This is a genomic window from Streptomyces venezuelae ATCC 10712 (assembly GCF_008639165.1).
GTDB lineage: Bacteria > Actinomycetota > Actinomycetes > Streptomycetales > Streptomycetaceae > Streptomyces > Streptomyces venezuelae.
Genome location: NZ_CP029197.1, coordinates 4,843,201 through 4,865,783, shown reverse-complemented (window position 1 = coordinate 4,865,783; position 22,583 = coordinate 4,843,201). Strand labels below are relative to the sequence as shown.

22 protein-coding genes and 1 riboswitch are annotated in these 22,583 nt (G+C 73.6%); of the genes, 8 read left to right on the top strand and 14 right to left on the bottom strand.

Features of this window, described 5'->3' with window-relative positions; all coding sequences use genetic code 11:
* Nucleotides 1-34: 34 nt before the first annotated feature.
* Nucleotides 35-1,306: a serine hydroxymethyltransferase gene (locus DEJ43_RS22600; protein WP_015035698.1), complete on the bottom strand. Its 1,272-nt coding sequence runs from the start codon at nucleotides 1,304-1,306 to the stop codon at nucleotides 35-37.
* A gap of 73 nt (nucleotides 1,307-1,379) precedes the next feature.
* Nucleotides 1,380-1,468: riboswitch (ZMP/ZTP riboswitch) on the bottom strand.
* A gap of 123 nt (nucleotides 1,469-1,591) precedes the next feature.
* Between DEJ43_RS22600 and rocD the strand changes: the two genes are divergently transcribed.
* Together rocD and DEJ43_RS22590 are read left to right on the top strand one after the other, a co-directional pair.
* Nucleotides 1,592-2,800, top strand: a complete 1,209-nt coding sequence (gene rocD, locus DEJ43_RS22595) for an ornithine--oxo-acid transaminase (protein ID WP_015035697.1) — start codon at nucleotides 1,592-1,594, stop codon at nucleotides 2,798-2,800.
* Between the two features lie 102 nt (nucleotides 2,801-2,902).
* Nucleotides 2,903-3,598 (top strand): polysaccharide deacetylase family protein, encoded by a 696-nt coding sequence (locus tag DEJ43_RS22590; RefSeq protein ID WP_015035696.1) that lies wholly within the window; start codon nucleotides 2,903-2,905, stop codon nucleotides 3,596-3,598.
* A gap of 6 nt (nucleotides 3,599-3,604) precedes the next feature.
* Here the strand turns inward: DEJ43_RS22590 and DEJ43_RS22585 are convergent, their stop codons facing one another.
* Both DEJ43_RS22585 and DEJ43_RS22580 read right to left on the bottom strand, forming a co-directional pair.
* Nucleotides 3,605-4,789, bottom strand: coding sequence for a glutathionylspermidine synthase family protein (locus DEJ43_RS22585; RefSeq protein WP_015035695.1), 1,185 nt, complete (start codon nucleotides 4,787-4,789; stop codon nucleotides 3,605-3,607).
* A 14-nt stretch (nucleotides 4,790-4,803) separates the two neighbouring features.
* Nucleotides 4,804-5,097 (bottom strand): hypothetical protein, encoded by a 294-nt coding sequence (locus DEJ43_RS22580; protein WP_015035694.1) that lies wholly within the window; start codon nucleotides 5,095-5,097, stop codon nucleotides 4,804-4,806.
* Between the two features lie 91 nt (nucleotides 5,098-5,188).
* Between DEJ43_RS22580 and DEJ43_RS22575 the strand changes: the two genes are divergently transcribed.
* Nucleotides 5,189-6,058, top strand: coding sequence for a hypothetical protein (locus DEJ43_RS22575; protein WP_051026138.1), 870 nt, complete (start codon nucleotides 5,189-5,191; stop codon nucleotides 6,056-6,058).
* Nucleotides 6,059-6,082: 24 nt separating this feature from the next.
* Here the strand turns inward: DEJ43_RS22575 and DEJ43_RS22570 are convergent, their stop codons facing one another.
* Nucleotides 6,083-7,714: an aminotransferase-like domain-containing protein gene (locus tag DEJ43_RS22570; RefSeq protein WP_015035692.1), complete on the bottom strand. Its 1,632-nt coding sequence runs from the start codon at nucleotides 7,712-7,714 to the stop codon at nucleotides 6,083-6,085.
* 46 nt (nucleotides 7,715-7,760) lie between these two features.
* Between DEJ43_RS22570 and DEJ43_RS22565 the strand changes: the two genes are divergently transcribed.
* The gene (locus DEJ43_RS22565) at nucleotides 7,761-8,270 is read left to right on the top strand and encodes a carboxymuconolactone decarboxylase family protein (protein WP_015035691.1); all 510 of its coding nucleotides are present in this window, start codon (nucleotides 7,761-7,763) and stop codon (nucleotides 8,268-8,270) included.
* The gene (locus DEJ43_RS22560; RefSeq protein ID WP_015035690.1) at nucleotides 8,267-9,001 is read left to right on the top strand and encodes an isocitrate lyase/PEP mutase family protein; all 735 of its coding nucleotides are present in this window, start codon (nucleotides 8,267-8,269) and stop codon (nucleotides 8,999-9,001) included. The genes DEJ43_RS22565 and DEJ43_RS22560 overlap by 4 nt, the downstream gene beginning before the upstream one ends.
* Before the next feature lie 46 nt (nucleotides 9,002-9,047).
* Here DEJ43_RS22560 and DEJ43_RS37825 read toward each other — a convergent pair whose 3' ends face one another.
* The 7 genes from DEJ43_RS37825 to DEJ43_RS22525 form a co-directional block, all read right to left on the bottom strand.
* On the bottom strand, nucleotides 9,048-10,109 hold the full coding sequence (locus DEJ43_RS37825) for a hypothetical protein (protein WP_071891459.1): 1,062 nt from the start codon (nucleotides 10,107-10,109) through the stop codon (nucleotides 9,048-9,050).
* 1 nt (nucleotide 10,110) lies between these two features.
* Nucleotides 10,111-10,527: a hypothetical protein gene (locus tag DEJ43_RS22550; protein ID WP_015035687.1), complete on the bottom strand. Its 417-nt coding sequence runs from the start codon at nucleotides 10,525-10,527 to the stop codon at nucleotides 10,111-10,113.
* On the bottom strand, nucleotides 10,520-12,256 hold the full coding sequence (locus DEJ43_RS22545; RefSeq protein WP_202490793.1) for a hypothetical protein: 1,737 nt from the start codon (nucleotides 12,254-12,256) through the stop codon (nucleotides 10,520-10,522). Before DEJ43_RS22545 ends, DEJ43_RS22550 begins: the two co-directional genes overlap by 8 nt.
* 166 nt (nucleotides 12,257-12,422) lie before the next feature.
* The gene (locus DEJ43_RS22540; protein ID WP_015035685.1) at nucleotides 12,423-13,412 is read right to left on the bottom strand and encodes a malate dehydrogenase; all 990 of its coding nucleotides are present in this window, start codon (nucleotides 13,410-13,412) and stop codon (nucleotides 12,423-12,425) included.
* A 179-nt stretch (nucleotides 13,413-13,591) separates the two neighbouring features.
* Nucleotides 13,592-14,737, bottom strand: coding sequence for a helix-turn-helix domain-containing protein (locus tag DEJ43_RS38580; protein WP_015035684.1), 1,146 nt, complete (start codon nucleotides 14,735-14,737; stop codon nucleotides 13,592-13,594).
* A gap of 241 nt (nucleotides 14,738-14,978) precedes the next feature.
* Nucleotides 14,979-15,587 (bottom strand): DUF3017 domain-containing protein, encoded by a 609-nt coding sequence (locus tag DEJ43_RS22530; RefSeq protein ID WP_069202166.1) that lies wholly within the window; start codon nucleotides 15,585-15,587, stop codon nucleotides 14,979-14,981.
* A 1-nt stretch (nucleotide 15,588) separates the two neighbouring features.
* Nucleotides 15,589-16,449: a bifunctional methylenetetrahydrofolate dehydrogenase/methenyltetrahydrofolate cyclohydrolase gene (locus tag DEJ43_RS22525; protein ID WP_015035682.1), complete on the bottom strand. Its 861-nt coding sequence runs from the start codon at nucleotides 16,447-16,449 to the stop codon at nucleotides 15,589-15,591.
* A gap of 250 nt (nucleotides 16,450-16,699) precedes the next feature.
* On the opposite strand from DEJ43_RS22525, the gene DEJ43_RS22520 reads away from it, so the two are divergent.
* Complete coding sequence (locus tag DEJ43_RS22520) at nucleotides 16,700-17,296, top strand: hypothetical protein (protein ID WP_071891456.1); 597 nt, start codon at nucleotides 16,700-16,702, stop codon at nucleotides 17,294-17,296.
* Nucleotides 17,297-17,355: 59 nt separating this feature from the next.
* On the opposite strand, the gene DEJ43_RS22515 is transcribed toward DEJ43_RS22520, so the two are convergent.
* A complete protein-coding gene (locus tag DEJ43_RS22515; protein ID WP_015035680.1) occupies nucleotides 17,356-18,810 on the bottom strand; it encodes a DUF2079 domain-containing protein in 1,455 nt (484 codons plus the stop codon).
* A 191-nt stretch (nucleotides 18,811-19,001) separates the two neighbouring features.
* Here DEJ43_RS22515 and DEJ43_RS22510 point away from each other — a divergent pair, with 191 nt between their 5' ends.
* On the top strand, nucleotides 19,002-19,769 hold the full coding sequence (locus tag DEJ43_RS22510) for a hypothetical protein (protein WP_015035679.1): 768 nt from the start codon (nucleotides 19,002-19,004) through the stop codon (nucleotides 19,767-19,769).
* The gene (locus DEJ43_RS22505; RefSeq protein WP_041662786.1) at nucleotides 19,766-20,053 is read left to right on the top strand and encodes a hypothetical protein; all 288 of its coding nucleotides are present in this window, start codon (nucleotides 19,766-19,768) and stop codon (nucleotides 20,051-20,053) included. Before DEJ43_RS22510 ends, DEJ43_RS22505 begins: the two co-directional genes overlap by 4 nt.
* Nucleotides 20,054-20,155: 102 nt before the next feature.
* Here the strand turns inward: DEJ43_RS22505 and purH are convergent, their stop codons facing one another.
* Both purH and purN read right to left on the bottom strand, forming a co-directional pair.
* Nucleotides 20,156-21,721, bottom strand: coding sequence for a bifunctional phosphoribosylaminoimidazolecarboxamide formyltransferase/IMP cyclohydrolase (gene purH, locus DEJ43_RS22500; RefSeq protein WP_015035678.1), 1,566 nt, complete (start codon nucleotides 21,719-21,721; stop codon nucleotides 20,156-20,158).
* Nucleotides 21,696-22,325 carry a phosphoribosylglycinamide formyltransferase gene (gene purN, locus DEJ43_RS22495; protein ID WP_015035677.1) on the bottom strand — a complete coding sequence of 210 codons (630 nt, stop codon included), beginning with the start codon at nucleotides 22,323-22,325 and terminating at the stop codon, nucleotides 21,696-21,698. Before purN ends, purH begins: the two co-directional genes overlap by 26 nt.
* Nucleotides 22,326-22,583 lie beyond the last annotated feature (258 nt).

Below are 22,583 nucleotides of genomic sequence, written 5' to 3'. Positions count from 1 at the left end.
GCCCGAAGGGCGGCGGTCCGGTCGGCGGAGCGGGTCAGACCGGGAGGCCGGGGGCGGGGAAGGCGGCCATCAGGTCGGCGACCTCGGCGCGGATCGCGGTGAGGGTCTGCTCGTCGCCGGTGCCGGCCGCCGCGACAGCGCGGTCGATCCAGTCGGCGACCGTGGCCATGTGCTCGGTGCGCAGGCCCCGGGAGGTGAGGGAGGGGGTGCCGATGCGGATGCCGGAGGGGTCGAAGGGCTTCCGCGGGTCGTAGGGGACGGTGTTGTAGTTGACGACGATGCCCGCCCGGTCGAGGGCCTTCGCGGCGATCTTGCCGGGGACCTGCTTGGGGGTGAGGTCCATCAGGATCAGGTGGTTGTCGGTGCCGCCGGAGACCAGGTCGAAGCCGCGGGCGAGCAGGGCCTCGGCGAGGGCCTTGGCGTTGGCGACGACGGCGTGGGCGTAGTCACGGAAGGAGGGCTGGGAGGCCTCGCGGAGGGCGACGGCGATGGCGGCGGTGGTCTGGTTGTGGGGGCCGCCCTGGAGGCCGGGGAAGACGGCCTTGTCGAGGGCCTTGGCGTGCTCCTCGCGGGACATGAGCATGGCGCCGCGCGGGCCGCGCAGGGTCTTGTGGGTGGTCGTGGAGATCACGTCCACGTGCGGGACCGGGGAGGGGTGTGCGCCGCCCGCGATGAGGCCGGCGATGTGGGCGACGTCGGCGACGAGCACGGCACCGGACTCGCGGGCGATCTCGCCGAACGCGGCGAAGTCGATCGTGCGGGGCAGCGCGGTGCCGCCGCAGAAGATCACCTTGGGGCGTTCCTTGAGGGCCAGCTCGCGGACCTGGTCGAAGTCGATCAGGCCGGTGTCCTGGCGGACGCCGTACTGGACGCCGCGGAACCACTTGCCGGTGGCGGAGACGCCCCAGCCGTGGGTGAGGTGGCCGCCCATCGGCAGGGCCATGCCCATGACGGTGTCGCCGGGCTCGGCGAAGGCGAGGTAGACGGCGAGGTTGGCCGGGGAGCCGGAGTACGGCTGGACGTTGGCGTGGTCGACACCGAAGACGGCCTTGGCGCGCTCGACGGCGAGGGTCTCGACCTGGTCGATGTTCTGCTGGCCCTCGTAGTAGCGGCGGCCGGGGTAGCCCTCGCTGTACTTGTTCTGGAGGACGGTGCCGGAGGCTTCGAGGACGGCGGCGGAGACGTAGTTCTCGCTGGGGATGAGGCGCAGGGTCTCGGCCTGGAGCCGTTCCTCGGCGCCGACGAGGGCGGCGAGCTCGGGGTCGGCGGCGGCGAGCGCGGGGTGCTGGAGCTGCGAGGCGGTCATGGTGGTGTCCTCCGGGCGTGGGCGGGTCCCGGGGCACTGCGTGGGAGGCGCGGCGCCACGCGGGACTTCGGTCCCGTGACGCCCAGGCGGGCGGCGTCCCGTGGTCTGCCGCGCACGGCTCCCCCGGGGTCGCTTCCCCGTACGCCAGTCGCCGTGCGTGTTTTCAGAGTAGCGGGCGCGCCGCGCGCGAGGTTTCCCGGTCCGGCATCCGAGCGACGATAGAAACAGGGGCCACACCCCCTCGTCGGGGTCACCCCCCCGAGCCGCAGGACGAACGGAGATCCCGTGTCGAGCACACAAGACGCGATCGCTTCGGCGGAGGCGCACAGCGCTCACAACTACCACCCCCTGCCGGTCGTCGTCGCTTCGGCGGACGGCGCCTGGATGACCGATGTCGAGGGGCGCCGCTACCTCGACATGCTCGCGGGCTACTCGGCGCTCAACTTCGGGCACGGCAACCGGCGTCTGATCGACGCCGCGAAGGCGCAGCTGGAGCGGGTGACGCTGACCTCGCGGGCCTTCCACCACGACCGGTTCGCGGAGTTCTGCGCGCGGCTCGCCGAGCTGTGCGGGAAGGAGGCGGTGCTGCCGATGAACACGGGGGCGGAGGCGGTCGAGACGGCCGTGAAGACCGCCCGGAAGTGGGGGTACGAGGTGAAGGGCGTGCCGGACGGGCACGCGAAGATCGTGGTGGCGGCGAACAACTTCCACGGCCGGACGACGACGGTCGTCAGCTTCTCCACGGACCACGAGGCACGGGACCACTTCGGGCCGTACACGCCGGGGTTCGAGATCGTGCCGTACGGGGACCTGACGGCGATGGAGGCGGCGGTCACCGAGAACACGGTGGCGGTGCTGCTCGAACCGATCCAGGGCGAGGCGGGGGTCCTGGTGCCGCCGGCCGGTTATCTGGCGGGGGTGCGGGAGCTGACGCTCCGGCGGAACGTGCTGTTCATGGCGGACGAGATCCAGTCGGGCCTGGGCCGGACGGGCCGGACGTTCGCGTGCGAGCACGAGGGTGTGGTGCCCGATGTGTACATCCTGGGGAAGGCGCTGGGTGGCGGGGTGGTGCCGGTGTCGGCGGTGGTCGCCGACCGGGACGTGCTCGGGGTGTTCCGGCCGGGTGAGCACGGTTCGACGTTCGGCGGGAATCCGCTGGCCTGCGCGGTGGCCCTCGAGGTGATCGCGATGCTGCGGACGGGCGAGTACCAGGAGCGGGCGGCGGAGCTGGGCGAGCACCTGCACGCGGAGCTGGGGCTGCTCGTGGGCGGCGGCGCGGTGGAGGCGGTGCGCGGGCGCGGGCTGTGGGCCGGGGTGGACATCGCGCCCTCGCACGGCACGGGCCGGGAGATCTCGGAGAAGCTGATGGAGCGGGGTGTCCTGGTGAAGGACACCCACGGTTCGACGATCCGGATCGCGCCGCCGCTGGTGATCTCGAAGGAGGATCTGGACTGGGGTCTCGAGCAGTTGCGGGGCGTGCTGTCGGAGGAGTGAGGAACTCCGTTCGAGGGGGCGGCCGGTGGGCGCGCAGGGGTGGGCGTGGCGGGGCAACTCGGGTCATTGACACGGCAGTTGGTCTAGGCCAATGATGCGGACATGCCGAGACTCCGTCTGCGTCACGCCGTGCGTGCCGCGCTCGCCGCCCTCGTCCCGCTCGCGCTCCTCGGCGCGGTCACGGGGCCCGCGCACGCCGCCCCCCGGGCGGCCTGGCCCGAGCCCGTCCCGGTGGTCTCGCACGTCGAGACCACCGACCCGGTCGTCTTCATCACCATCGACGACGGCTGGTTCCACGACCCCGCCGCGGCGAAACTGCTGCTCGACCGCCGGGTGCCCGCCTCGCTCTTCCTGCTGCCGGGCGCGTACGCGTACGACTCCGGTTACTTCCACACACTGCTGGACCAGGGCCGGTCCCGCGTCGAGAACCACACCGTCAACCACCCCGACCTGACCACGCTCGACGTCGCCGGGCAGAAGGCGGAGGTCTGCGGGGCGCGCGACCAGCACCTGGCCCGGTTCGGCGACGGGCCACGGCTGCTGCGCCCGCCGTACGGCACGTACGACGCGACCACCCGGACCACGGCCCGCGCCTGCGGCGCGAAGGCGCTGGTCACCTGGACGTACGACCTCACGACCTGGGGGCAGTGGACCCCGCCGGCCCCGGCGCTCAAGGCCGGCGACATCATCCTGCTGCACTTCAACGAAACGGTGACGCAGGACCTCAAGCGGGCCCTGGACGCCGCCGAGGCGGCCGGCCTCACACCGGCCCCGCTGCGGGACTACGTCCCCGAGTAGCAGCGGCTACAGGATCACGTGCGGGAGGAAGCGGGCGTACTCGTCGGTGACGGGGCCCGCCGACTCCCGGATGCCGAGGCCCGCCGCCTCGTCCTCGACGACCCACGCGCCGAGCACCACCCGGTTGCCGTCGAAGTCGGGCAGCGGGGCCAGCTCCTGGTAGCAGCAGGCCTCCCCGTCCCGTACGAACGGCTCCGTGCCGGCCTCGTGCAGCGTGACGCCCGCCCCCTCACGGCCGAGCAGCGGCTTGGCCACCCAGCCGGCGGTCGTGGCGAGTTCACGCGGGCCGTCGAGGTAGGCGGGCAGCAGGTTGGGGTGCCCCGGGTAGAGCTCCCACAGGACCGCCAGGAGCGCCTTGTTGGAGAGCAGCATCTTCCAGGCGGGCTCGATCCAGCAGGTCGTGCCGGTGCCGCCGCCGTTGTCGAGGGTGTCGAGGACGTGCCCGCCGAAACGGTCGGTGGTCAGCCACTCCCACGGGTAGAGCTTGAAGCAGCTGCGGATGAAGCGGAGCCGGTCGTCCACGAAGCGGCGCGAGAGCCGGTCCCAGCCGATCCGTTCGACGGAGAGCGCCTCGGTGTCGATCCCGGCCTGCTGGGCGGTCTCCCGCAGGTACGCGACCGTCATCAGGTCCTCGCCGAGCTCGTCGCCGTCCGAGTGCGCGAAGTGGAGGGGGCCGGGGGGCAGCAGGGGGGCCTGCCTGCGCCAGGCCTCGACGAGCCGTTCGTGGAGGGAGTTCCACTGGTCGGCGCCCGGGAAGCGCTCCTCCATCCAGAACCACTGCGGGCTCGCCGCCTCCACGAGCGAGGTGGGGGTGTCGGCGTTGTACTCCAGCATCTTGGCCGGGCCCGTACCGTCGTACCGGAGGTCGAACCGGCCGTAGAGGGACGGCAGTTCGGCGCGGCGCCGCCAGGACTCGGCGACCAGGGAGACGAGCTTCGGATCGGTGATGCCGAGCTCGGCGAACCGGTCCCGCTCGACGATGTGCGCGGCGGCCGCCAGACACATCGCGTGCAGCTCCTCCACGACCTCCTCCAGGGCCTCGACCTCGGGCAGGGTGAAGGAGTAGTACGCGCTCTCGTCCCAGTACGGGCGCAGCGAACCGTCCGGGTGGCGGGTCAGGGGGTAGACGAGCCCCTGCTCCTCCACGGTCTGCTGCCAGCCGGGCCGGGGCTCGATCGTGTGCCGTCGCATGTGCCTGGCCCTTCTCAGCCGCCGCCGGAACCGGAGCAGCCGAAACCGCCGGTGTCGACGGCCTTCTTGTCGAAGCTGCCGCCGCTCACCTTGTTGTCGCGTATGGAGCCGCCGTAGTAGTACGAGCCCCGGGTGGTGGTGCTGCCGTCGTCGTCCCCGCCGCCGGAACGGCACTCGTAGCTGGGCAGCGACTCCCGGGTCAGCGGGTCGACGCACCGCTTGTCCGGCTCGGAGCCGCACGCGGTGATCGTCGCCGCGAGCACACCCATCCCGCCGAGCACCACCGTGCTCGACCTCAGCCTCCGCATGGCCTTCACCCTCCCCTTCGCAGTCGCGACCGCACAGTGTAGGCCGGTGGTTTCCGGCCGCAGCGCCTAGAGTCGTTTCGTGCTTCTCGGGATGATTTGTGCGCTCGCCTCGTCCGTCTGTTTCGGCGCGGCCTCGGTTCTGCAGGCGATGGCGGCGCGGGCCGCGACACCCGGAACCGGTGGGGGTGTCGACGTCGCGCTGATGTTGCGCGCCCTGCGGCAGTGGCGGTACGTCGCCGGGCTCGGCATGGACGGGCTCGGCTTCGTCCTCCAGATCGTGGCCCTGCGGACCCTGCCCATCTACGTGGTGGGCGCGGCCCTCGCCGCCAGCCTGGCCGTCACGGCGGTCATCGCCTCCCGGGTGCTGCGGGTGCGGCTGAGCCGGGTGGAGTGGACGGCGGTCGGCGTGGTCTGCGCGGGGCTCGCGCTGCTGGCCCTCGCCTCCGGGAAGGAGGGCCACGAGGACGGCCCCTCGTGGCTGCCCTGGGCGCTGCTCGCGAGCTCCTTCGGGGTGCTGCTGCTCGGCGTGGTGGGCGGGCGGCTGCCGGAGAAGCCCCGCGCGCTCGTCCTCGGCCTGGGCGCGGGCTTCGGCTTCGGGGTGGTGGAGGTCGCGGTCCGGCTGATCGACGGCATCGACTTCGCCGATCCGGTCTGGTACGCGCTCCTGGTGGGCGGCGGCGCCGCGTTCCTGCTGCTGACCTCGGCGCTCCAGCGCGGCGCGGTGACCACGGCCACGGCGGGCGCGGTGCTCGGCGAGACGGTGGGGCCCGCGATCATCGGCGTGGCCTGGCTCGGCGACCGGACCCGTGAGGGTCTCGGCTGGCTGGCGGTGACCGGCTTCGCCATCGCGGTGGCGGGCTCCCTGACCCTGGCCCGCTTCGGCGAACCCCCACAGACGCCCCCGCCCGCCGTCACCCCGCCCCCCACGGACCGGAGGCCGGGACCCCGGCGGGGGGCTTAGGGAGCGCTCCGCCGGGGGCCGGGGCTACGGCAGGATGCGGCGGAGGGCTTCCAGGGCGCTGTGCCACGCGCTGTCCGGGGGTGTCGCGTAGCCGACGACCAGTCCGTCGAGGGTCTCCGGGACCGTCGGGCGGCGGAACTGGTTGACGCCCTGGACGGCGAGGCCGTTCCAGGCGGCGGCCCGCAGGGTGGCCTGCTCGGTGCCGGGCGGCAGCGCGAGGACGGCGTGGAGACCGGCCGCGATCCCGCTGACCCGGGTCTCCGGGGAGTGCTCGGCCACCGCCGCGACAAGCTGGTCCCGGCGCCGCCGGTACCGCAGCCGCATCGCCCGTACGTGCCGGTCGTACGCCCCCGAGGCCAGGAACTCCGCGAACGCCAGCTGGTCCGGCGCGCTCGACACCCAGTCCACGGCCCCCTTCGCCGCCGCCACCTCGTCCACCAGGCTCTCCGGCAGCACCATCCACGCGAGCCGGAGCCCCGGGGCGAGGGACTTGCTCGCGGTGCCGAGGTAGACGACGCGCTCCGGGTCGAGCCCCTGGAGCGCGCCGACGGGCTGGCGGTCGTAGCGGAACTCCCCGTCGTAGTCGTCCTCCAGGACGAAACCGCCCGTGGCGCGCGCCCAGTCGACGACGGCCGCCCGCCGGTCCGGCGGCAGGGCGCCCCCGAGCGGGAACTGGTGGGCGGCCGTCATCAGGACCGCCCCGGCCGAGCCGAGCGGTCCGGCGCCGCCCGCCGCCAACTCCTCGACGCGGGTGCCGCGTTCGTCGAAGGGCAGGACCGGGATGCCGAGTCCGGCCCCGGTGAGCAGTCCGGCGTGGAGGCCGAGCCCGTACGACTCGACCGCGACGTCCCGCACGCCCCGGTTCCGCAGCACCTGCCCCATCAGCATCAGGCCGTGCACGAAGCCCGCGCAGACGACGATCCGCTCGGGCCGGACGTACACGCCCCGCGCGCGGGCGAGGTACTCGGCGAGGACGGTGCGCAGTTCGACACGGCCGCGCGGATCGCCGTACCCGAAGGCCTCGTTCGGGGCGGCGGTGAGCGCCCGGCGGTACGCCTTGAGCCACTCCGCGCGCGGGAAGGAGGCCAGGTCGGGGGTGCCGGCCTTGAGGTTGTGGGCGGGCCGTGCGGGCCGGGGCAGGGAGAGCGTGGGCGGGTCCGCCGAGGCGGGGCGCGCGGGCGCGGGCGCGGGCGGCGGCCCGGTGCGGCCCGCGCCCGTACGGCCGGCTCCCGTACGGCCCCCTTCCGCGCGGCCGGCTCCCGTCCGTCCCGCGCCCGTACGGCCGGCTCCCGTACGGCCCCCTTCCGCGCGGCCGGCTCCCGTCCGTCCCGCGCCCGTACGGCCGGCTCCCGTACGGCCCGCCCCCGCGCGGCGCGGTTCGTCGCGTGGCTCGGTGCGGCGGGCGACGCGGGTTCCCGAGCCCTGCCGCGCGGTGAGCCAGCCCTCGGCGACCAGCTCGGCGTACGCGTCGGCGACGGTGTTGCGGGCCATCCCGAGGTCGGCGGCGAGCGACCGGGAGGACGGCAGCCGGGTGCCCGCCTCAAGCCGTCCGCTCCGCACCGCCTCCCGCAGGGCGTCCATGAGCCCGGCCCGCAGCCGCGTGCCCCGCAGTTCCAGATGGAGGTCGGCCCCGAAAGTGGCCCACTCGTTCGCCATGCGAATGGACCATACTCCTGCGCCACCTCACTCGTACGGTGAAGGCATGACGACGCACACGGACACCCTGACCGCGAAGACCGAGTACGCCCACGAGCACGCCCCCCGGCTCCCGCTCGCCGAGCGCGTCCCCGAGTTCTACCGGGCCATGCTCCGCCTGGAGACGGCGGCCGCGAAGGACATCGACCCCACCCTCTACCACCTGATCAAGATCCGGGCCTCGCAGATCAACCACTGCGCGTTCTGCATCGACATGCACAGCAAGGACGCGCTCGCCGAGGGCGAGACCGTCGAGCGGATCGTGCAGCTCTCCGCCTGGCAGGAGTCCCGGCACTTCTACACCGAGCGGGAGCTGGCCGCCCTCGACCTCACCGAGGCCGTCACCGTCCTCACCGACGGCTTCGTGCCCGACGAGGTCTACGCCCGCGCCGCCGCGCACTTCGACGAGACCGAACTCGCCCGGGTCATCAGCGCGATCGTCGTGATCAACGCCTGGAACCGGATCGCCGTCACCACCCGGATGACGCCCGGCCACTACACCCCGCGCCCGGCATGACCGCCGAGGCCCTGCGCGCCCTCCACCGGGACCGGGCGGCCGGCGATCCGCTGGTACTGCCCGGTCCCTGGGACGCGGCGAGCGCCCGTGCCTTCGAGGCCGCCGGGCATCCCGCGCTCGCCACGCCGAGCGCCGGGATCGCCGCCTCGCTCGGGTACGAGGACGGGGCGACCCCGGCGGCGGAGATGTTCGCCGCCGTGGCCCGGATCGTCCGCTCCGTCTCCGTGCCCGTCACGGCGGACCTGGAGGGCGGTTACGGGCTGTCCGCCGCCGAACTGGTGGAGCGCGTATGGGAGTCGGGGGCCGTCGGGGTGAACCTGGAGGACACCGGCCCGGCCGGCGACCTCACGGACCCCTCGGCGCAGGCCGACCGGCTCGCGGAGGTGCGGGCGGCGGCCGGCCCCGGGCTCTTCGTCAACGCGCGCGTGGACGTGTACATCCGCCGGGTGCCGGAGCCCCTGGACGCGGCGATCGACCGCGCCCGGCGGTACGCGGCGGCGGGCGCGGACTGCGTCTACCCGATCGCGGCGCCGCCGGCCGACCTCCCGGCCCTGCGCGCCGCCCTCGGCGACCTCCCGCTCAACGCCCTCGCCGTCCCGGGCGGCCCGTCCTTCGCCGAACTCGGCCGCCTCGGCGCCACGCGGATCACCTTCGGCGACGGACTCCTGCGGCGGGCCCTCGACGACGTGTCGGCCGTCGCGACGAAGCTCCGGGACACGGGAACGCTCTGAGGGACGGCGTCCTCGGGGCGCGGGCGGCCCACGGCCCCCGCGCCCCTCAGTACGCGCCGGGGCGGAAGAACCTGAGCGCCACGCTCAGGGATGTGCGCTGCTTCGGCCAGTCCGTCTCCGGGCCGGCGGCCAGGACGGCGTAGTGGTTGCCGTCCTCGGCCGTGAAGGCCCGGTCGACGACCTTGCGGCGGCTGCCGTCGTCCCGCGTGTAGGCGTACACGAGCTCGGCCGTGTCGGCCGGGACGCCCGGTTCACCGGTGATCCGTTCGAGGCCGAGCTGCTGGTAACCGGGCTTGGTGGTACGGCCGTTCTCCGAGGCCGCGCGCAGGGCCTCGTACGGGGTCAGGCCGGGCTCGGTGACGACGAAGACCTGGAGCAGGCTCCGGCCGTCCGGCGCGTTGTAGAAGACGCCGTCGTCGGACTCCGTACGGTGCCAGCCGTCGGGGACGGCGATGGTGAAGCCCTTGAGGTCCTTGAGGACGCGGTAGCCGGCCGGCGGCGCGCCGCCCGGGACGCCGTCGGACGGGCCGGCGGACGACGGTCCGTCCGACGGCGTCCCGGATGTCGGGCCCGACGTCGGGTCGGCGGTCGGGTCCGCCGTCGGTTCGCCGGTCGGCGTGGTCCCGTCCGAGACGGAGACGGAGGCCGCGGGGCCCGCCGCGCCCTCGGCGCCGCCGTCCCCGCGCCAGAGCAGCCAGCCGCCCACCGAGCCGGCCGCGAGGACCGCCGCGGCGACCCCCGCCGCGACGGCGGTCCGGGAGCGCGGCGGCCGGGCCTCCGGGGTGCCGCCACCGGCCGGGCCGTACTGCCAGCCGCCCGTCTCGGGCACGTACACGGGGGCGTGCTCGGGGCCGTACGGGGGGACGTGCCCGGGGGTGTGCTCGGGCGGCGGCCCCGGGGCGTACGTCGGCGGCGGCGGGGACGGCAGGGGTACGAGCGGGCCGGCGCCGTCCGTGCCCCCGGCCGGAGAGTCCACACCGCCCGCGCCCCCGGCCACGGAGTCCGCGCCGTCCGTGCCCCCGGCCGGGGTCGTTCCCTCGCTCTCCCAGCTCTGCGTCTCGTCGTTCCAGTGGGCCCTGCCCCGCCCACCGCCCCCGTAGCCGCTCATCTCACCCTCCGAGCAGGGTGCCGACGGCCTGGCCGACGGCCACGCCCGAGGCGAGGATTCCGGTCACCGCGCCGGCGTCCGTGAGGGCGCGCCGCAGTCGGGTCAGCCGAGCGGTGTCCGCCCGGCCGAGGTCCTCGATCTCCTCCTCGGCGTCGGCGAGTTCGCCGTCGAGCGCGGCGGTCTGCTCGGAAGGGACGATTCCGCCGAGGTCGGCGCGGAGCTTGCGGATGGCCTGGAGCAGCGCCTCCTGCCGGGGGTCGCGGTCCGGCGCGGCGCCGGTCACCGTGCTGGTCACGGTGTTGTGGTCGCCGATGGTGACGTTGCCGCCGGTGTTGGTGACGTGGATCGCGCCCCGGGCGGCGGCCCGGTCGACGCCGGTGCCGTTCTCGGTGCCGTTCGTGCTCCCGGTGTCAGCCACGGTTTCCTCCGGTGGTCGTACTGGTGACGATCTTGCTGGTGACGGTGTTGTGGTGGCCGAGGGTGACGTTGCCCTTGGAGTTCTCGATGAACGTGCCGCCCTCGGCGACGTGCACGATCTTCTGCTCGAACTCGGCGGTCTCGTACCCGGCGGCGCGGAGCGCGACCGTCACGCCGTTCGCGACCCGGTCCTGCACGCTCTTCAGGTAGCGGCTGACGTCCATCTCCTGGAAGAGGGAGGCCTCGTCGTCGGAGCCGAGCTCGCGGACGGAGACCTCGGGGCCCTCGGGCAGCGCGTGGGCGTGCCCCGCGGTGAGCAGCCGCCAGGCGTGGCCGAGCGAGCGCCCGAGCGTGACCAGGGCCTGCCCGGCGGAGCGCGGGGTCTGCCCCAGGGCCCACACGGCCCGCCCGAAGCGGTGGTTGTGCCGGTAGCGGTGGGCGATCCGGTCGGCGTACCGGTAGAGCGGCTTCACCGGCCGCAGCACGTGCGGGGCGACCTCCAGCATCAGCATGCCGCCCTGGGTGTGGACGCGGACGAAGACCGTGGTGACGATCTCCTCGCCCCAGCCGCCGACCCGGACGCGCAGGAAGTGGCGGCGGGTCTCGCCGCCCTCCTCGATGGCGCCGGAGCGGTGCGACTCGAATCCCTCGGGGCTGTACGGGGCGGCGTCGCGGGCCGGCAGGCCGTCGACCGGCAGGAAGACGACCTCGTCGATCTCCAGCTCGCGCAGCCGGTCCCGTACCGCGGCCTGGATCTGGGGCGCGCCGTGCGGCGAGGGCACCCGGAGCGCCTCCACGAGCGGGGCGACGTGCCGCATGATGGCGCTGTTGTCGAGGGGTTCGGGCGTGCCGCCGTCGAGGTCCTTGCGGGGCCGCAGTTCGATGGAGAGCGACCAGGGCTCGTACGGCTCGCCCGCCCCGCAGAACGGGTCGTCGGCGCCGTACATGACGAGCCGCGCGTGCTGCTCGGTGCGGATGCGGTCGCGCAGCCTGCGGAACCGGGCGCCCTCGGCCTGCTCGGCGGGGTCGGAGCGCAGATCGGGGAAGCGGTCCCGGGACAGCTCGTGGGTGAGCGCGCGGGCGAACTGGCCGCGCTGGGTGGCGACCGCCCAGGCCACGAGCAGCGGCACGGCGATGGTGATCCACACCTCCAGCGTGCCGATGCCCCACATCTCCTGGGCGGCGAGTTCGACGGCGAGGCCGACGAACTGCCCCGCCTCGCCGGTCTCCCCGAGGAACTCCCAGCCGGACTCGTCGTCGCCGAGGACGAGGGTGAGGAGCAGCAGGGCGGACTGGAGGAGCATGAGCCGCCCGTACCAGCGCAGCAGGAAGGCGGGGACCACGCGGAAGACGGGCGCGGTGGCGGACCGGCCGCGGATCCAGCGGGCCAGGCCGAGTACCAGGAACGGCACGATCAGGAGGACGATCAGGCCCTTGGTGAGCGGCACGGCGACGATCCACAGGGCGAGGATGCCGGCGGCCCAGGCGAGTTCGACGCGGCGGGCCCGGAGCGCGTGGGCGAGGACGCGGCTCGCGTCGTAGCCGAGCGAGGGGGCGGCGAACCGTTCCTCGTGGACGTACAGCTGGTCGATGACCGCGTCGCGGAACCCGTCGTCGAGGTAGGTGCCGGCGCAGAGCAGCCGGGTCGCCTCGCTGGACGCCGGTGAACGGACCGGCGGTGACGTGTTCGGTGGCTGCCCCGGCTGCTGAGGTAAGAACGATTGCGCCAAAACTCCCCCGATGGTGGGTAACTTCCCAGGTTTACGGCCCACTTGGCCGTGAACCGGGGGGACAGCATAGGGGAGTCGGGGTCCCGTTTCGACCGCGAAAACGGCGCCCCCGGGCCGTACGGTCGGTCGTACGGCCCGGGGGCGCCGGGAGTGTGGAGCCGGAGGCTCAGATGAGGCCGAGCTCGCGGACCGCGTCGCGCTCCTCGGCGAGCTCCGCCACGGAGGCGTCGATGCGGGTGCGGGAGAAGTCGTTGATCTCCAGGCCCTGGACGATCTCGTACGTGCCGTTCGCGCAGGTCACGGGGAAGGAGGAGATGAGGCCCTCCGGGACGCCGTACGAGCCGTCCGACGGGATGCCCATGGAGGTCCAGTCGCCCGCGGCGGTGCCGTTGACCCAGGTGTGGACGTGGTCGATGGCGGCGTTCGCGGCCGAGGCGGCGGAGGACGCGCCACGGGCCTCGATGATCGCGGCGCCGCGCTTGGCGACCGTCGGGATGAAGGTGTCGGCCAGCCACGCCTCGTCGTTGACGACCTCGGCGGCGTTCTTGCCGGCGATCTCCGCGTGGAAGATGTCCGGGTACTGGGTCGCCGAGTGGTTGCCCCAGATGGTGAGGCGCTTGATGTCCTCGACCGAGGTGCCGGTCTTCGCGGCGAGCTGCGACAGCGCGCGGTTGTGGTCCAGGCGGGTCATCGCGGTGAAGCGCTCGGCCGGCACGTCCGGGGCGGCGGCCTGGGCGATCAGGGCGTTGGTGTTGGCCGGGTTGCCCACGACGAGGACCTTGATGTCGTCCGCGGCGTGGTCGTTGATGGCCTTGCCCTGCGGCTTGAAGATGCCGCCGTTGGCGGCGAGCAGGTCACCGCGCTCCATGCCCTTGGTCCGCGGGCGGGCGCCCACGAGCAGGGCCACGTTCGCGCCCTCGAAGCCCTGGTTCGGGTCGTCGAAGATGTCGATGCCCTTGAGCAGCGGGAAGGCGCAGTCGTCGAGCTCCATGGCGGTGCCCTCGGCGGCCTTCACGCCCTGCGGGATCTCGAGGAGGCGCAGCTTGACCGGCACGTCCGCGCCGAGCAGGTGGCCGGAGGCGATGCGGAAGAGCAGCGCGTAGCCGATCTGGCCGGCCGCGCCGGTGACGGTGACATTCACGGGAGTGCGGGTCATGGCGATCTCCGTAAGACAGCTGGCGGTGGGGGTCCCTGCCCCTGGTGCGGGATAGCTCTCTTGATCGATCGGTGTCTCGACATGAAGAGATATCCAGCGGTCAGGCTATCCGACCCGGACCCCGCTGAATCCCCACCCCCTTGTGGTCCGGCTCACTGCCGCCCGTACGCGGTACTCCGTCAGGGCTTCGCCGTGCAGCCCCGGCTGCCGCTCACCAGGGTGCCGCAGGCCTTGGCGGCCGTACCGGAGTCCACGGCGAGCATCGAGGTGTACGCGTCGGTCTCGGCGGCCGCCGCGCCGGGAGCGACGGTGGCGCGCCGCGCGGCGCCGCCGGCCTCGACGCTCACGGTGTCGCCGGGCGCGGCGCCGGTGATCCGGGCCCAGGCGGCCGCGCAGGTGGCGCTGTAGCGGACCTCGACCCGCGCGGTGCCGACGCGGGCGCGGGCGACGGTGGTGGCGAGGGGGCCGCCGCACCCCATGGCCTCCGGGTCCCGTCCGGTGCAGTCGGGCCCCGAACAGCCGACCCCCGGGGGGAGGCTGGCGCGCTGGGTGGTGGGCGGGGCGGTGCTGGGGGGCGGGGCGGCCACGGGGGCGGCCCCGCCGCCGGAGCCGCCGAGGTCGACGAGGAGCAGGGCGGCGGTGACGACGAGCAGCGCACCGAGCACGCCGACGGCGTAGAGCAGAACGGTCCGCCGGGGGGAGGCGGCGGGGGCGGAGGCTTCGGGGCGACGGGGCGCGCGTGCGGCGGGGTCGCGGGGCTCGGTCCCGATGGCGTCACGGGGCGCGGGCCCGGCGGGGGCGCGGGGCTCGGTTCCGGCGGGGCCGGACGGGGACGGCGCCGCCCCTGGAGTCCGGTCGAGGCGCCGGATCTCCATGGTGCGGTCGTCGCCGACGCGGTGGGTGCCGGGGCCGTCGTCGCCGACGCGGTGGGTGCCGGGGCCGTCGCCGCCGACGCGGTGGGTGCCGGGGCCGTCGTCGTCGGCCGGGCGGGCGACGGGGCCCGGGGCGGTGGCCTCGGGTGGGGTCGCCCTCTCCCGGCTCCCCGCGAGGGCCTCGGCGCGGGTCCAGGCGCGGTCCGCGCGCTCCCAGTCGGTCGCGAGGGCCGCCGGGTCGCTTCCGGTCACCTCCGCGAGGGCCACCACGGCGCTCCGGGGTGCCGACTGGCGGGCGTTCAGATACCGGTCCCACGCGGCCCGTTCGTGCCCGGTGCGCTCGGCGACGGCGCTCACGCCGAGGCCGCTGCGGTCGACGAGTCGGCGCAGCCGCTCCGTGAACGCGCGGACGTCCGGGTCGAGTTCGTCCGGCAGCGCCTTCCAGCCAGGCATGGCGGCCCCCCCTTGTCCGTGGCTCCCGTGGCTCCCGTGCCCTCCCTGCTGCACCGAAGGATGGCAGGTCCGGGGCCGTCGCGCGCCCCGGATGCGCGGCCGAGGTACCGGAATGGTCACTTCCGTGCCACAGCGCACCGACGGGCCTTGAACCACCCTTGGCACGTACATGACTCTTGATCGCAGCGACGCCCGCCCTCCCACGGGGGAGAGGGCGGGCGTCGCGCCAGGACGGTCCGGGCTAGGTGACCGTCAGGTGGAGGACTTCCTCCAGGAACGGGATCGTCAGCCAGGGCTTCGGCTGCACCATGAGCGCGAGCAGCACGATCAGGCCACCCATCACCCCGTACGTGATCATGTCCGTGAAGCGGGACCGGACGGCGAGCATGCCCACCGAGGGCAGCGCCCGGCGCATCACGGCCCCCACCAGGAGCGCCGCTCCGACCAGCATCGCGCCGATCCGGAACGCCTGCGGGAACGGGTCCGTGCCCACCACGAGCAGCCCGATCCCGGCCAGGGTGAGCACGGTGAGCAGCGGCCACTGACGCGCGGGCGCGGGCGCGTCCCCGGGAGCCGCCCGGCCGCCGCCCTCGGGCCGCGCGGTGTCGGTGGTGAGGGTGGGCGCGGGCCGCTTCCAGCCGGTCCCGGCGGAGCCCGCCGGAACCTCGGCGGCCGCGTCGGTCACGGCAGGCCCGCCAGGAACCGAAGCAGGAGCGTCAGCGGCAGCGGCAGCGGCGGCCTCGGCCGACGCGCCGCCCTCCGCGATGCCCGCCCCGTCGCCGTCGCCGCCCCCCACGCCGTCGCCCGCCCCGTCCGGCTTCCCGGCCGTCCCCGGGGACCCGGCGGTCACGTCAGAGCGCCGCGGCCGCGCGCTCGGCGGCCTCGACGACGTTGACGAGGAGCTGGGCGCGGGTCATCGGGCCGACACCGCCGGGGTTCGGCGAGATCCAGCCGGCGACCTCGGCGACGCCGGGGTGCACATCGCCGACGATCTTGCCCTCGCCGTTGCGCGAGACGCCGACGTCGAGGACGGCCGCGCCCGGCTTCACGTCCTCCGGCTTGATCAGGTGCGGCACCCCGGCCGCCGCGACGATGATGTCGGCGTTGCGCAGGTGCGCGGCGAGGTCCCGGGTGCCGGTGTGGCACTGGGTCACCGTGGCGTTCTCGGAGCGGCGGGTGAGCAGCAGCGGCATCGGGCGGCCGATGGTGACGCCGCGTCCGACGACCACGACCTCGGCGCCGTTGATCTCCACGCCGTGGCGGCGGAGCAGCGTGATGACGCCGTTCGGCGTGCAGGGCAGCGGGGCGGGCTCGTTGAGGACGAGGCGGCCCAGGTTGGTCGGGTGGAGGCCGTCCGCGTCCTTGGCCGGGTCCATCAGCTCCAGGATGCGGTTCTCGTCGATGCCCTTGGGCAGCGGCAGCTGGACGATGTAGCCCGTGCAGGCCGGGTCCTCGTTGAGCTCCCGGACGACCGCCTCGATCTCCTCCTGGGTGGCGGTGGCGGGCAGCGTGCGCTGGATCGAGGCCAGGCCGACCTCCGCGCAGTCGCGGTGCTTGCCGGCCACGTACTTCTGGCTGGCCGCGTCGTCACCGACGAGGACGGTGCCGAGTCCGGGCGTGATGCCCTGCTCCTTGAGGGCCGCCACACGGACGGTCAGATCGGACTTGATCGCGGCTGCGGTGGCCTTGCCATCGAGAATCTGGGCGCTCATGCGGACATCCTCCCGGATGACCCCCGCGTTGTTCCAATTCGCTCGTGGCGGGCGGGCGGTCGCGCGGAGCGACGGGTTGCACTTGCACAACTCCGACGCGTATCGACTGGACAAAAAGTCGACGTTACGACAACGATGATCGGCGAAGTACCGCGGAAAGTGCCGGGGGGAATCCGCTCACATCCCGTGAAAAGTCCTCCGCGCGGGCCGCGTCGTCCCCGCACAGAGAAATTCACGGAGGAAACCCGCGATGAGCTTCGGTGACCCGAACAACCCGTACGGCCAGCCGCAGGGCCAGGGCCAGCAGCCCGGTTACGGCTACCCGCAGCAGGCGCCCCAGGGCGTGCCGCCGCAGCAGGGCTACGGCTACCCGGCGGCTCCGCCGGTCTCCCCGTACGGTGGCGGCGGCTACCCGGGCATGGCCATGGAGATGCCCGGTGGGGTGAAGGCCGCGCGCGTGATGCTGTGGATCACCGCCGCCTTCAACCTGATCGGTGCCATCGCGCTGATCGGTCTGTCCTTCGCCGTGGACAGCGAGCTGGAGAAGTCGGGCGCCTCGTCGGCCGACGCCGAGATGTTCGCCGACATGGGTCAGGGCATCCTGATCGGCGCCGGCGTCGTCTCGCTGATCTTCGCCGTGGTCGGCATGCTGCTGGCCGCGAAGTTCCGCTCCGGCGGCAACGGCGTCCGGATCGGCACGATCGTCTACTCGTCGATCGGCGTGCTGTTCAGCCTCTTCTCGCTGCCGCTCGGCATCGTGAGCCTCGCGCTCGGCGTCCTCGTCATCGTCTTCGTGGCGAAGTCGGACGGCTCGGCCTGGTTCAACCGCAACAAGCAGCAGTACTGATCCACACATGGCTGGGGCCCGGTTCCGTACGGAACCGGGCCCCAGCCATGTCCGGCGCGTCAGACCCGCTTGAGGACCGCGAAGCCGTCCGAGCGGTGGGTGATCTCGTACCGCGCCTCCGGATGCAGTTGCGAAGCCAGCTGCTCGGGGTCCGTGATCTGCTGCGACCAGCCACGCAGGTCGAAGGCGAGGTAGTCCGGGGTGGCGCCCTTGGCCGTGCCCACCCAGTAGACCCGGTGGTCCGCCGTGAGGTGGGCGAGGAGCGAGACGTCGGTCTCCACGCTCGCGCCCTTCGGCACCGCCGCGACCGCGTCCCGCGCCTGCTCGGCCCGGACGTCCGTCCGGTACGTCTCCGGCTTCGTCAGCTCCCGCAGCGGCAGGTTCGCGGCGAGGACGAGCGCGACCGCCGTCGCCACCGGGACGACGACCTTCCCGTACGAGACGAGCCAGGCGCGCGGCGAGGTGCGCACGGCGCGGACGCCGTCCACCAGGGCCAGGAAGACCACCGGCATGAGGATCGCGCTGTAGTGCCAGTGCATGCCCCAGTGGTTCGGGTCCTGGGAGAGGAAGCGCCAGCCGAGCGTCGGCAGGACGAGCAGGATCAGCGGGGAGCGCAGGGCGAGGAAGCCGGTGATCCCGAGCAGGAAGACCACCATCTCCCAGCGCTCTCCCGAGGTCAGCGCGTCCCCGATGACCTGCACGAACGAGGTCTCGGTGCCCTGGCCGGTCTTCTCGATCTTCGACCAGTAGTCGTACTCGCCGACGCGGCTGGCCGCCGGGATGAGGACGAGGACCGTCAGGGCGAAGGCCGCCACGCCGAAGCCCGCGAGGGCCGCGCCGAGCTTCTTCTGACCCTTCAGGAACAGGACGGCGCCGACCATGGCGACGGTCAGGCCCATGTCCTCCTTGACCAGCACGAGCGGGGCCGACCAGGCGACGGCGGCGGTCCACCGGCCGAGGAGCAGGGCCCGGCAGGTGAGGGCGAGCAGCGGGACGGCGAAGGCGATCTCGTGGAAGTCGGACTTGACCGCTTCCTGGAGGCCCCAGGAGAGCCCGTAGGCGAGGGCGAGCCCGATGCCGGCGGCCCGGCTGCCGAGGATCTGCTGGGTGGTGCGGCCGACGACGACGGCGCCGGAGGCGAACAGCGCGGCCTGGGCGAACAGCAGGGACACCGGCGACGACCAGACCCAGTACAGCGGCGCGAGGAGCGCGGTGACCGGGCTGAAGTGGTCGCCGAGTATGTGGAACCCCGGGCCCTTGATGTCGACGACCGGGGCCCGGAACTCGGCGTACGCGCGGACCGACTGCCCGAAGATCCCGAGGTCCCAGGAGGGGGTGCGGAAGTGGGTGTACTGCACCCAGGAGTAGAGGAAGTACAGACCGGTCAGGACGACCGCGAGGATCACGTACGGGCGGAGCGGGGCCGGGGGGAGGGCCTCGGCCGGCTCGGTGCCGGGGGCGCCCGGAGTGCCGGTGACGGCCTCCTCGGCGGACCTGTTCTGTACGTCCAACACCACGCCCCCACTACCAGTGGTCGACAAAAGAGCAACCCATTAGACCAGAGTCCACCCGATCGGCGGATCTGTCGCAGGCAGCCGTCGCCCGGCGTTGGTGTGGCCGCTCCAGGCACCCTCCGTGACGTTCTGCATTCGTTTATCGGACCTTCCTAGCCTGGCGGGCGCAGACCCCGGGGAAAGGAAGCGTCATGTACAGCATCATCGTGGTGCCCGCACCCGCCCTGACCTCAGCGGACCAGATCAGGCTGGCGCCCGGCGAACGGCTCCACTTCGGCCGCGGCGCCCCGCGCGCGGCCGACGGGCGGCGGCACCTGGACCTCCCGCACCCAGGAGTCTCCCGTACGGCGGGCGAGGTCGGCGCCACCGGGAACCACTGGACGCTGAGCAACCACAGCAGCTCCTCGACGTACGTCGTCGAGAACCCGGAGGGCGCCGGGGAGCACATCAAGATCGCACCGGGCCGGGTCGACGCGCCCGTGCCCTTCGAGTTCTCCCGGGTGGTCCTGCCCGCGGGCAGTGACCTGGTCGACTTCAGCGTCTGGGCGCCCCGCCACGACTACGCGGAACACCCGCACGACACCGACGACGGCGAACCGACCGCGGTCCCCTTCCCGCTCGACCGCGGCAAGCGCTACTTCCTCGTCCTCGCCGCCCTGTGCGAACCCCGGCTGCGCGGCGCCCCGCACGCGCCCCTGCCGACGGCCGACGCGATCGTGGAGCGCCTCCGCCCCGTCTGGCCCGGGGCGAACCGCGCGGCCGTCCAGTGGAACATCGACTACCTGGCCGTGAAGCTCCGCCTGAAGCCCTCCCCCGACACGGCGGACCCGGGCCCCCGCCTCAACGGCAAGAAGGACTCCCTGGTCTCGCTCGCGCTCCGCTTCGACCTCGTACGGGAGGCGGACCTGGTGGCGTTCGCCCACACCGGGCGGGTCTGGGTCACCGGGGGCGTCCGTTGAGCGCGGCCCGTGCGGGCACGCCCGTCCCGGTACCGGCGGGCTACCGCGTCGGCGGCTGGACCGTCGAGCGCCCCCTCGGATCGGGAGCCTTCGCCACGGTGTACGCGGCCCGGCGTACGGAACCGAGCCGAGGCGGCTCCCCGGCCGGGCGTACGGAACCGAGCCCGGAGGGGGCCCCGGCCCTGCGCACGGAACCGAGCCCGGAAGGGCCGGCGGAGCTCCCGGCCCGCGCGGCCCTCAAGTTCCTGCCGCCGCGCGCGGGGCGCTGCCCGGCGGCGGGCTGACGGTGACGGCCGTCAGGTGGGTCGGGAGCTGCTGACCCGGGAAACGGCGGCGGCCCGCCGGTACCTCCCAGGTACCGGCGGGCCGCCCCGTGTGCGTACGGCTCAGTGGAAGAAGTGACGGGTGCCCGTGAAGTACATCGTCACGCCCGCCTTCTTCGCCGCCTCGACCACCAGCTCGTCGCGCATCGAGCCGCCCGGCTGGACGACCGCCTTCACGCCGGCCGCGGTGAGGATCTCCAGGCCGTCGGGGAAGGGGAAGAAGGCGTCCGAGGCCGCGTACGAGCCGCGGGCGCGCTCCTCGCCGGCCCGCTCGACCGCGAGCTTCGCGGAGTCGACGCGGTTGACCTGGCCCATGCCGACGCCGACCGAGGCGCCGTCCTTGGCGAGCAGGATCGCGTTGGACTTGACCGCGCGGCAGGCCTTCCAGGCGAAGGCGAGCTCGGCGAGCTCGTCCGCCGACAGGGCCTCGCCGGTCGCCAGGGTCCAATTCGCCGGGTCGTCGCCGTCGGCCTGGAGGCGGTCGGTGACCTGGAGGAGGGCGCCGCCGTCGATCGGCTTGACCTCGACCGGGTTGCTCGGGGCGCCCTCGGCCTTGAGCACGCGGATGTTCTTCTTCTTGGCGAGGACCTCGACGGCCCCGTCCTCGTACGCCGGGGCGACGATGACCTCGGTGAAGATCTCCGCGACCTGCTCGGCCATCGCGACCGAGACCGGGCGGTTGACGGCGATGACGCCGCCGAACGCGGACAGCGGGTCGCAGGCGTGGGCCTTGCGGTGGGCCTCGGCGACGTCGGCGCCGATCGCGATGCCGCACGGGTTGGCGTGCTTGATGATCGCCACGCAGGGCTCGGCGTGGTCGTACGCGGCCCGGCGCGCGGCGTCGGTGTCCGTGTAGTTGTTGTACGACATCTCCTTGCCGTGCAGCTGCTCGGCCTCGGCGAGGCCGCCCGTGCCGTCGACGTAGAGCGCGGCGCCCTGGTGGGGGTTCTCGCCGTAGCGCAGGACGTTGTTCCGCTCGTACGTGGCGCCGAGGAAGTCCGGGAAGCCGGAGTCGTCGGCGGCGGCGTAGTCGTCGGCGAACCAGGAGGCGACGGCCACGTCGTAGGCGGCGGTGTGCTGGAAGGCCTCGGCGGCGAGCCGCTTGCGGGCGGTCAGGTCGAAGCCGCCGGCCTGGACGGCGGCGAGCACGTCGGCGTACCGCCCGGGGCTGGTGACGATCGCCACGGACGGGTGGTTCTTGGCCGCGGCGCGGACCATGGACGGACCGCCGATGTCGATCTGCTCCACGCACTCGTCCGGGGTGGCGCCGGAGGCGACCGTCTCCCGGAACGGGTACAGGTTCACGACGACCAGGTCGAAGGGCTCCACGCCGAGCTCGGCGAGCTGCTCGCGGTGCGACTCCAGGCGCAGGTCGGCGAGGATGCCGGCGTGCACGCGCGGGTGGAGGGTCTTGACGCGGCCGTCCAGGCACTCGGGGAAGCCGGTGAGCTCCTCGACCTTGGTGACCGGCACCCCGGCGGCGGCGATCTTCCCGGCGGTGGAGCCGGTGGAGACGAGCTCGACACCGGCCTCGTGCAGACCGCGGGCCAGCTCTTCGAGCCCCGTCTTGTCGTAGACGCTGACCAGCGCGCGGCGGATGGGCTTAACGGTGTCCGTGTTCACCGACATGAACCTTTCGTCCCTCAATGCGGTAGCCGTGCCGGGCGAGGCGCCCCACGACGTCGACGAGCAGCGAGCGCTCGACTTCCTTGATGCGCTCGTGCAGAGCGGCTTCATCGTCCTCGTCCCGCACCTCGACCACGCCCTGGGCGATGATCGGGCCGGTGTCGACACCGTCGTCGACGAAGTGGACGGTGCACCCGGTGACCTTCGCGCCGTAGGCGAGGGCGTCACGCACCCCGTGGGCACCGGGAAAACTGGGGAGCAGGGCCGGGTGGGTGTTCACGACCCGGCCGTCGAAGCGGGCGAGGAACTCCTTGCCGACGATCTTCATGAAACCGGCGGAGACCACCAGGTCCGGCTCGTAGGCGGCGGTCGCCTCGGTCAGCGCGCGGTCCCACTCCTGGCGGGTCGCGTGGTCCTTGACCCGGCAGACGAAGGTGGGCAGCCCGGCGCGCTCGGCGCGCTCCAGACCGGCGATCCCGTCGCGGTCCGCGCCGACGGCGACGATCCGCGCGCCGTACCCCTCGGGGTCCGCGGCGATGGCGTCGAGGAGGGCCTGCAGGTTGGTACCGGAACCGGAGACCAGGACGACGAGGCGGGCGGCAGCCACTGGGTCACTCTTTCCGTGGTGTTTGTACGGTCGTACGAACGAATCGTGCCGCTCGATACGGGGAACCCTACGAATGGCTCGACCGTCAGCAACGATACCGGCACACCGGACGGCCCCCACGGGACGGGGGCGGAGCAGGGCGGTAGCGTCAGGGCTCGACGCCCGGAGAACAGCCGCCCGCGGCAGACAGCGGCGGACGGGACAGCAGTGGAGACCACGGGTGCGGCCGTGGTCGTGACGACGACAGAGGGAAGACGT

Bases quoted from the DNA above. Each gene is read 5' to 3' on its own strand.
- DEJ43_RS22600 (WP_015035698.1), bottom strand. From the start codon at position 1,306: ATGACCGCCTCGCAGCTCCAGCACCCCGCGCTCGCCGCCGCCGACCCC.
- DEJ43_RS22590 (WP_015035696.1), top strand. From the start codon at position 2,903: ATGCCGAGACTCCGTCTGCGTCACGCCGTGCGTGCCGCGCTCGCCGCC.
- DEJ43_RS22585 (WP_015035695.1), bottom strand. From the start codon at position 4,789: ATGCGACGGCACACGATCGAGCCCCGGCCCGGCTGGCAGCAGACCGTG.
- DEJ43_RS22580 (WP_015035694.1), bottom strand. From the start codon at position 5,097: ATGCGGAGGCTGAGGTCGAGCACGGTGGTGCTCGGCGGGATGGGTGTG.
- DEJ43_RS22575 (WP_051026138.1), top strand. From the start codon at position 5,189: ATGATTTGTGCGCTCGCCTCGTCCGTCTGTTTCGGCGCGGCCTCGGTT.
- DEJ43_RS22570 (WP_015035692.1), bottom strand. From the start codon at position 7,714: ATGGCGAACGAGTGGGCCACTTTCGGGGCCGACCTCCATCTGGAACTG.
- DEJ43_RS22565 (WP_015035691.1), top strand. From the start codon at position 7,761: ATGACGACGCACACGGACACCCTGACCGCGAAGACCGAGTACGCCCAC.
- DEJ43_RS22560 (WP_015035690.1), top strand. From the start codon at position 8,267: ATGACCGCCGAGGCCCTGCGCGCCCTCCACCGGGACCGGGCGGCCGGC.
- DEJ43_RS37825 (WP_071891459.1), bottom strand. From the start codon at position 10,109: ATGAGCGGCTACGGGGGCGGTGGGCGGGGCAGGGCCCACTGGAACGAC.
- DEJ43_RS22540 (WP_015035685.1), bottom strand. From the start codon at position 13,412: ATGACCCGCACTCCCGTGAATGTCACCGTCACCGGCGCGGCCGGCCAG.
- DEJ43_RS38580 (WP_015035684.1), bottom strand. From the start codon at position 14,737: ATGCCTGGCTGGAAGGCGCTGCCGGACGAACTCGACCCGGACGTCCGC.
- DEJ43_RS22525 (WP_015035682.1), bottom strand. From the start codon at position 16,449: ATGAGCGCCCAGATTCTCGATGGCAAGGCCACCGCAGCCGCGATCAAG.
- DEJ43_RS22520 (WP_071891456.1), top strand. From the start codon at position 16,700: ATGAGCTTCGGTGACCCGAACAACCCGTACGGCCAGCCGCAGGGCCAG.
- DEJ43_RS22510 (WP_015035679.1), top strand. From the start codon at position 19,002: ATGTACAGCATCATCGTGGTGCCCGCACCCGCCCTGACCTCAGCGGAC.
- purH (WP_015035678.1), bottom strand. From the start codon at position 21,721: ATGTCGGTGAACACGGACACCGTTAAGCCCATCCGCCGCGCGCTGGTC.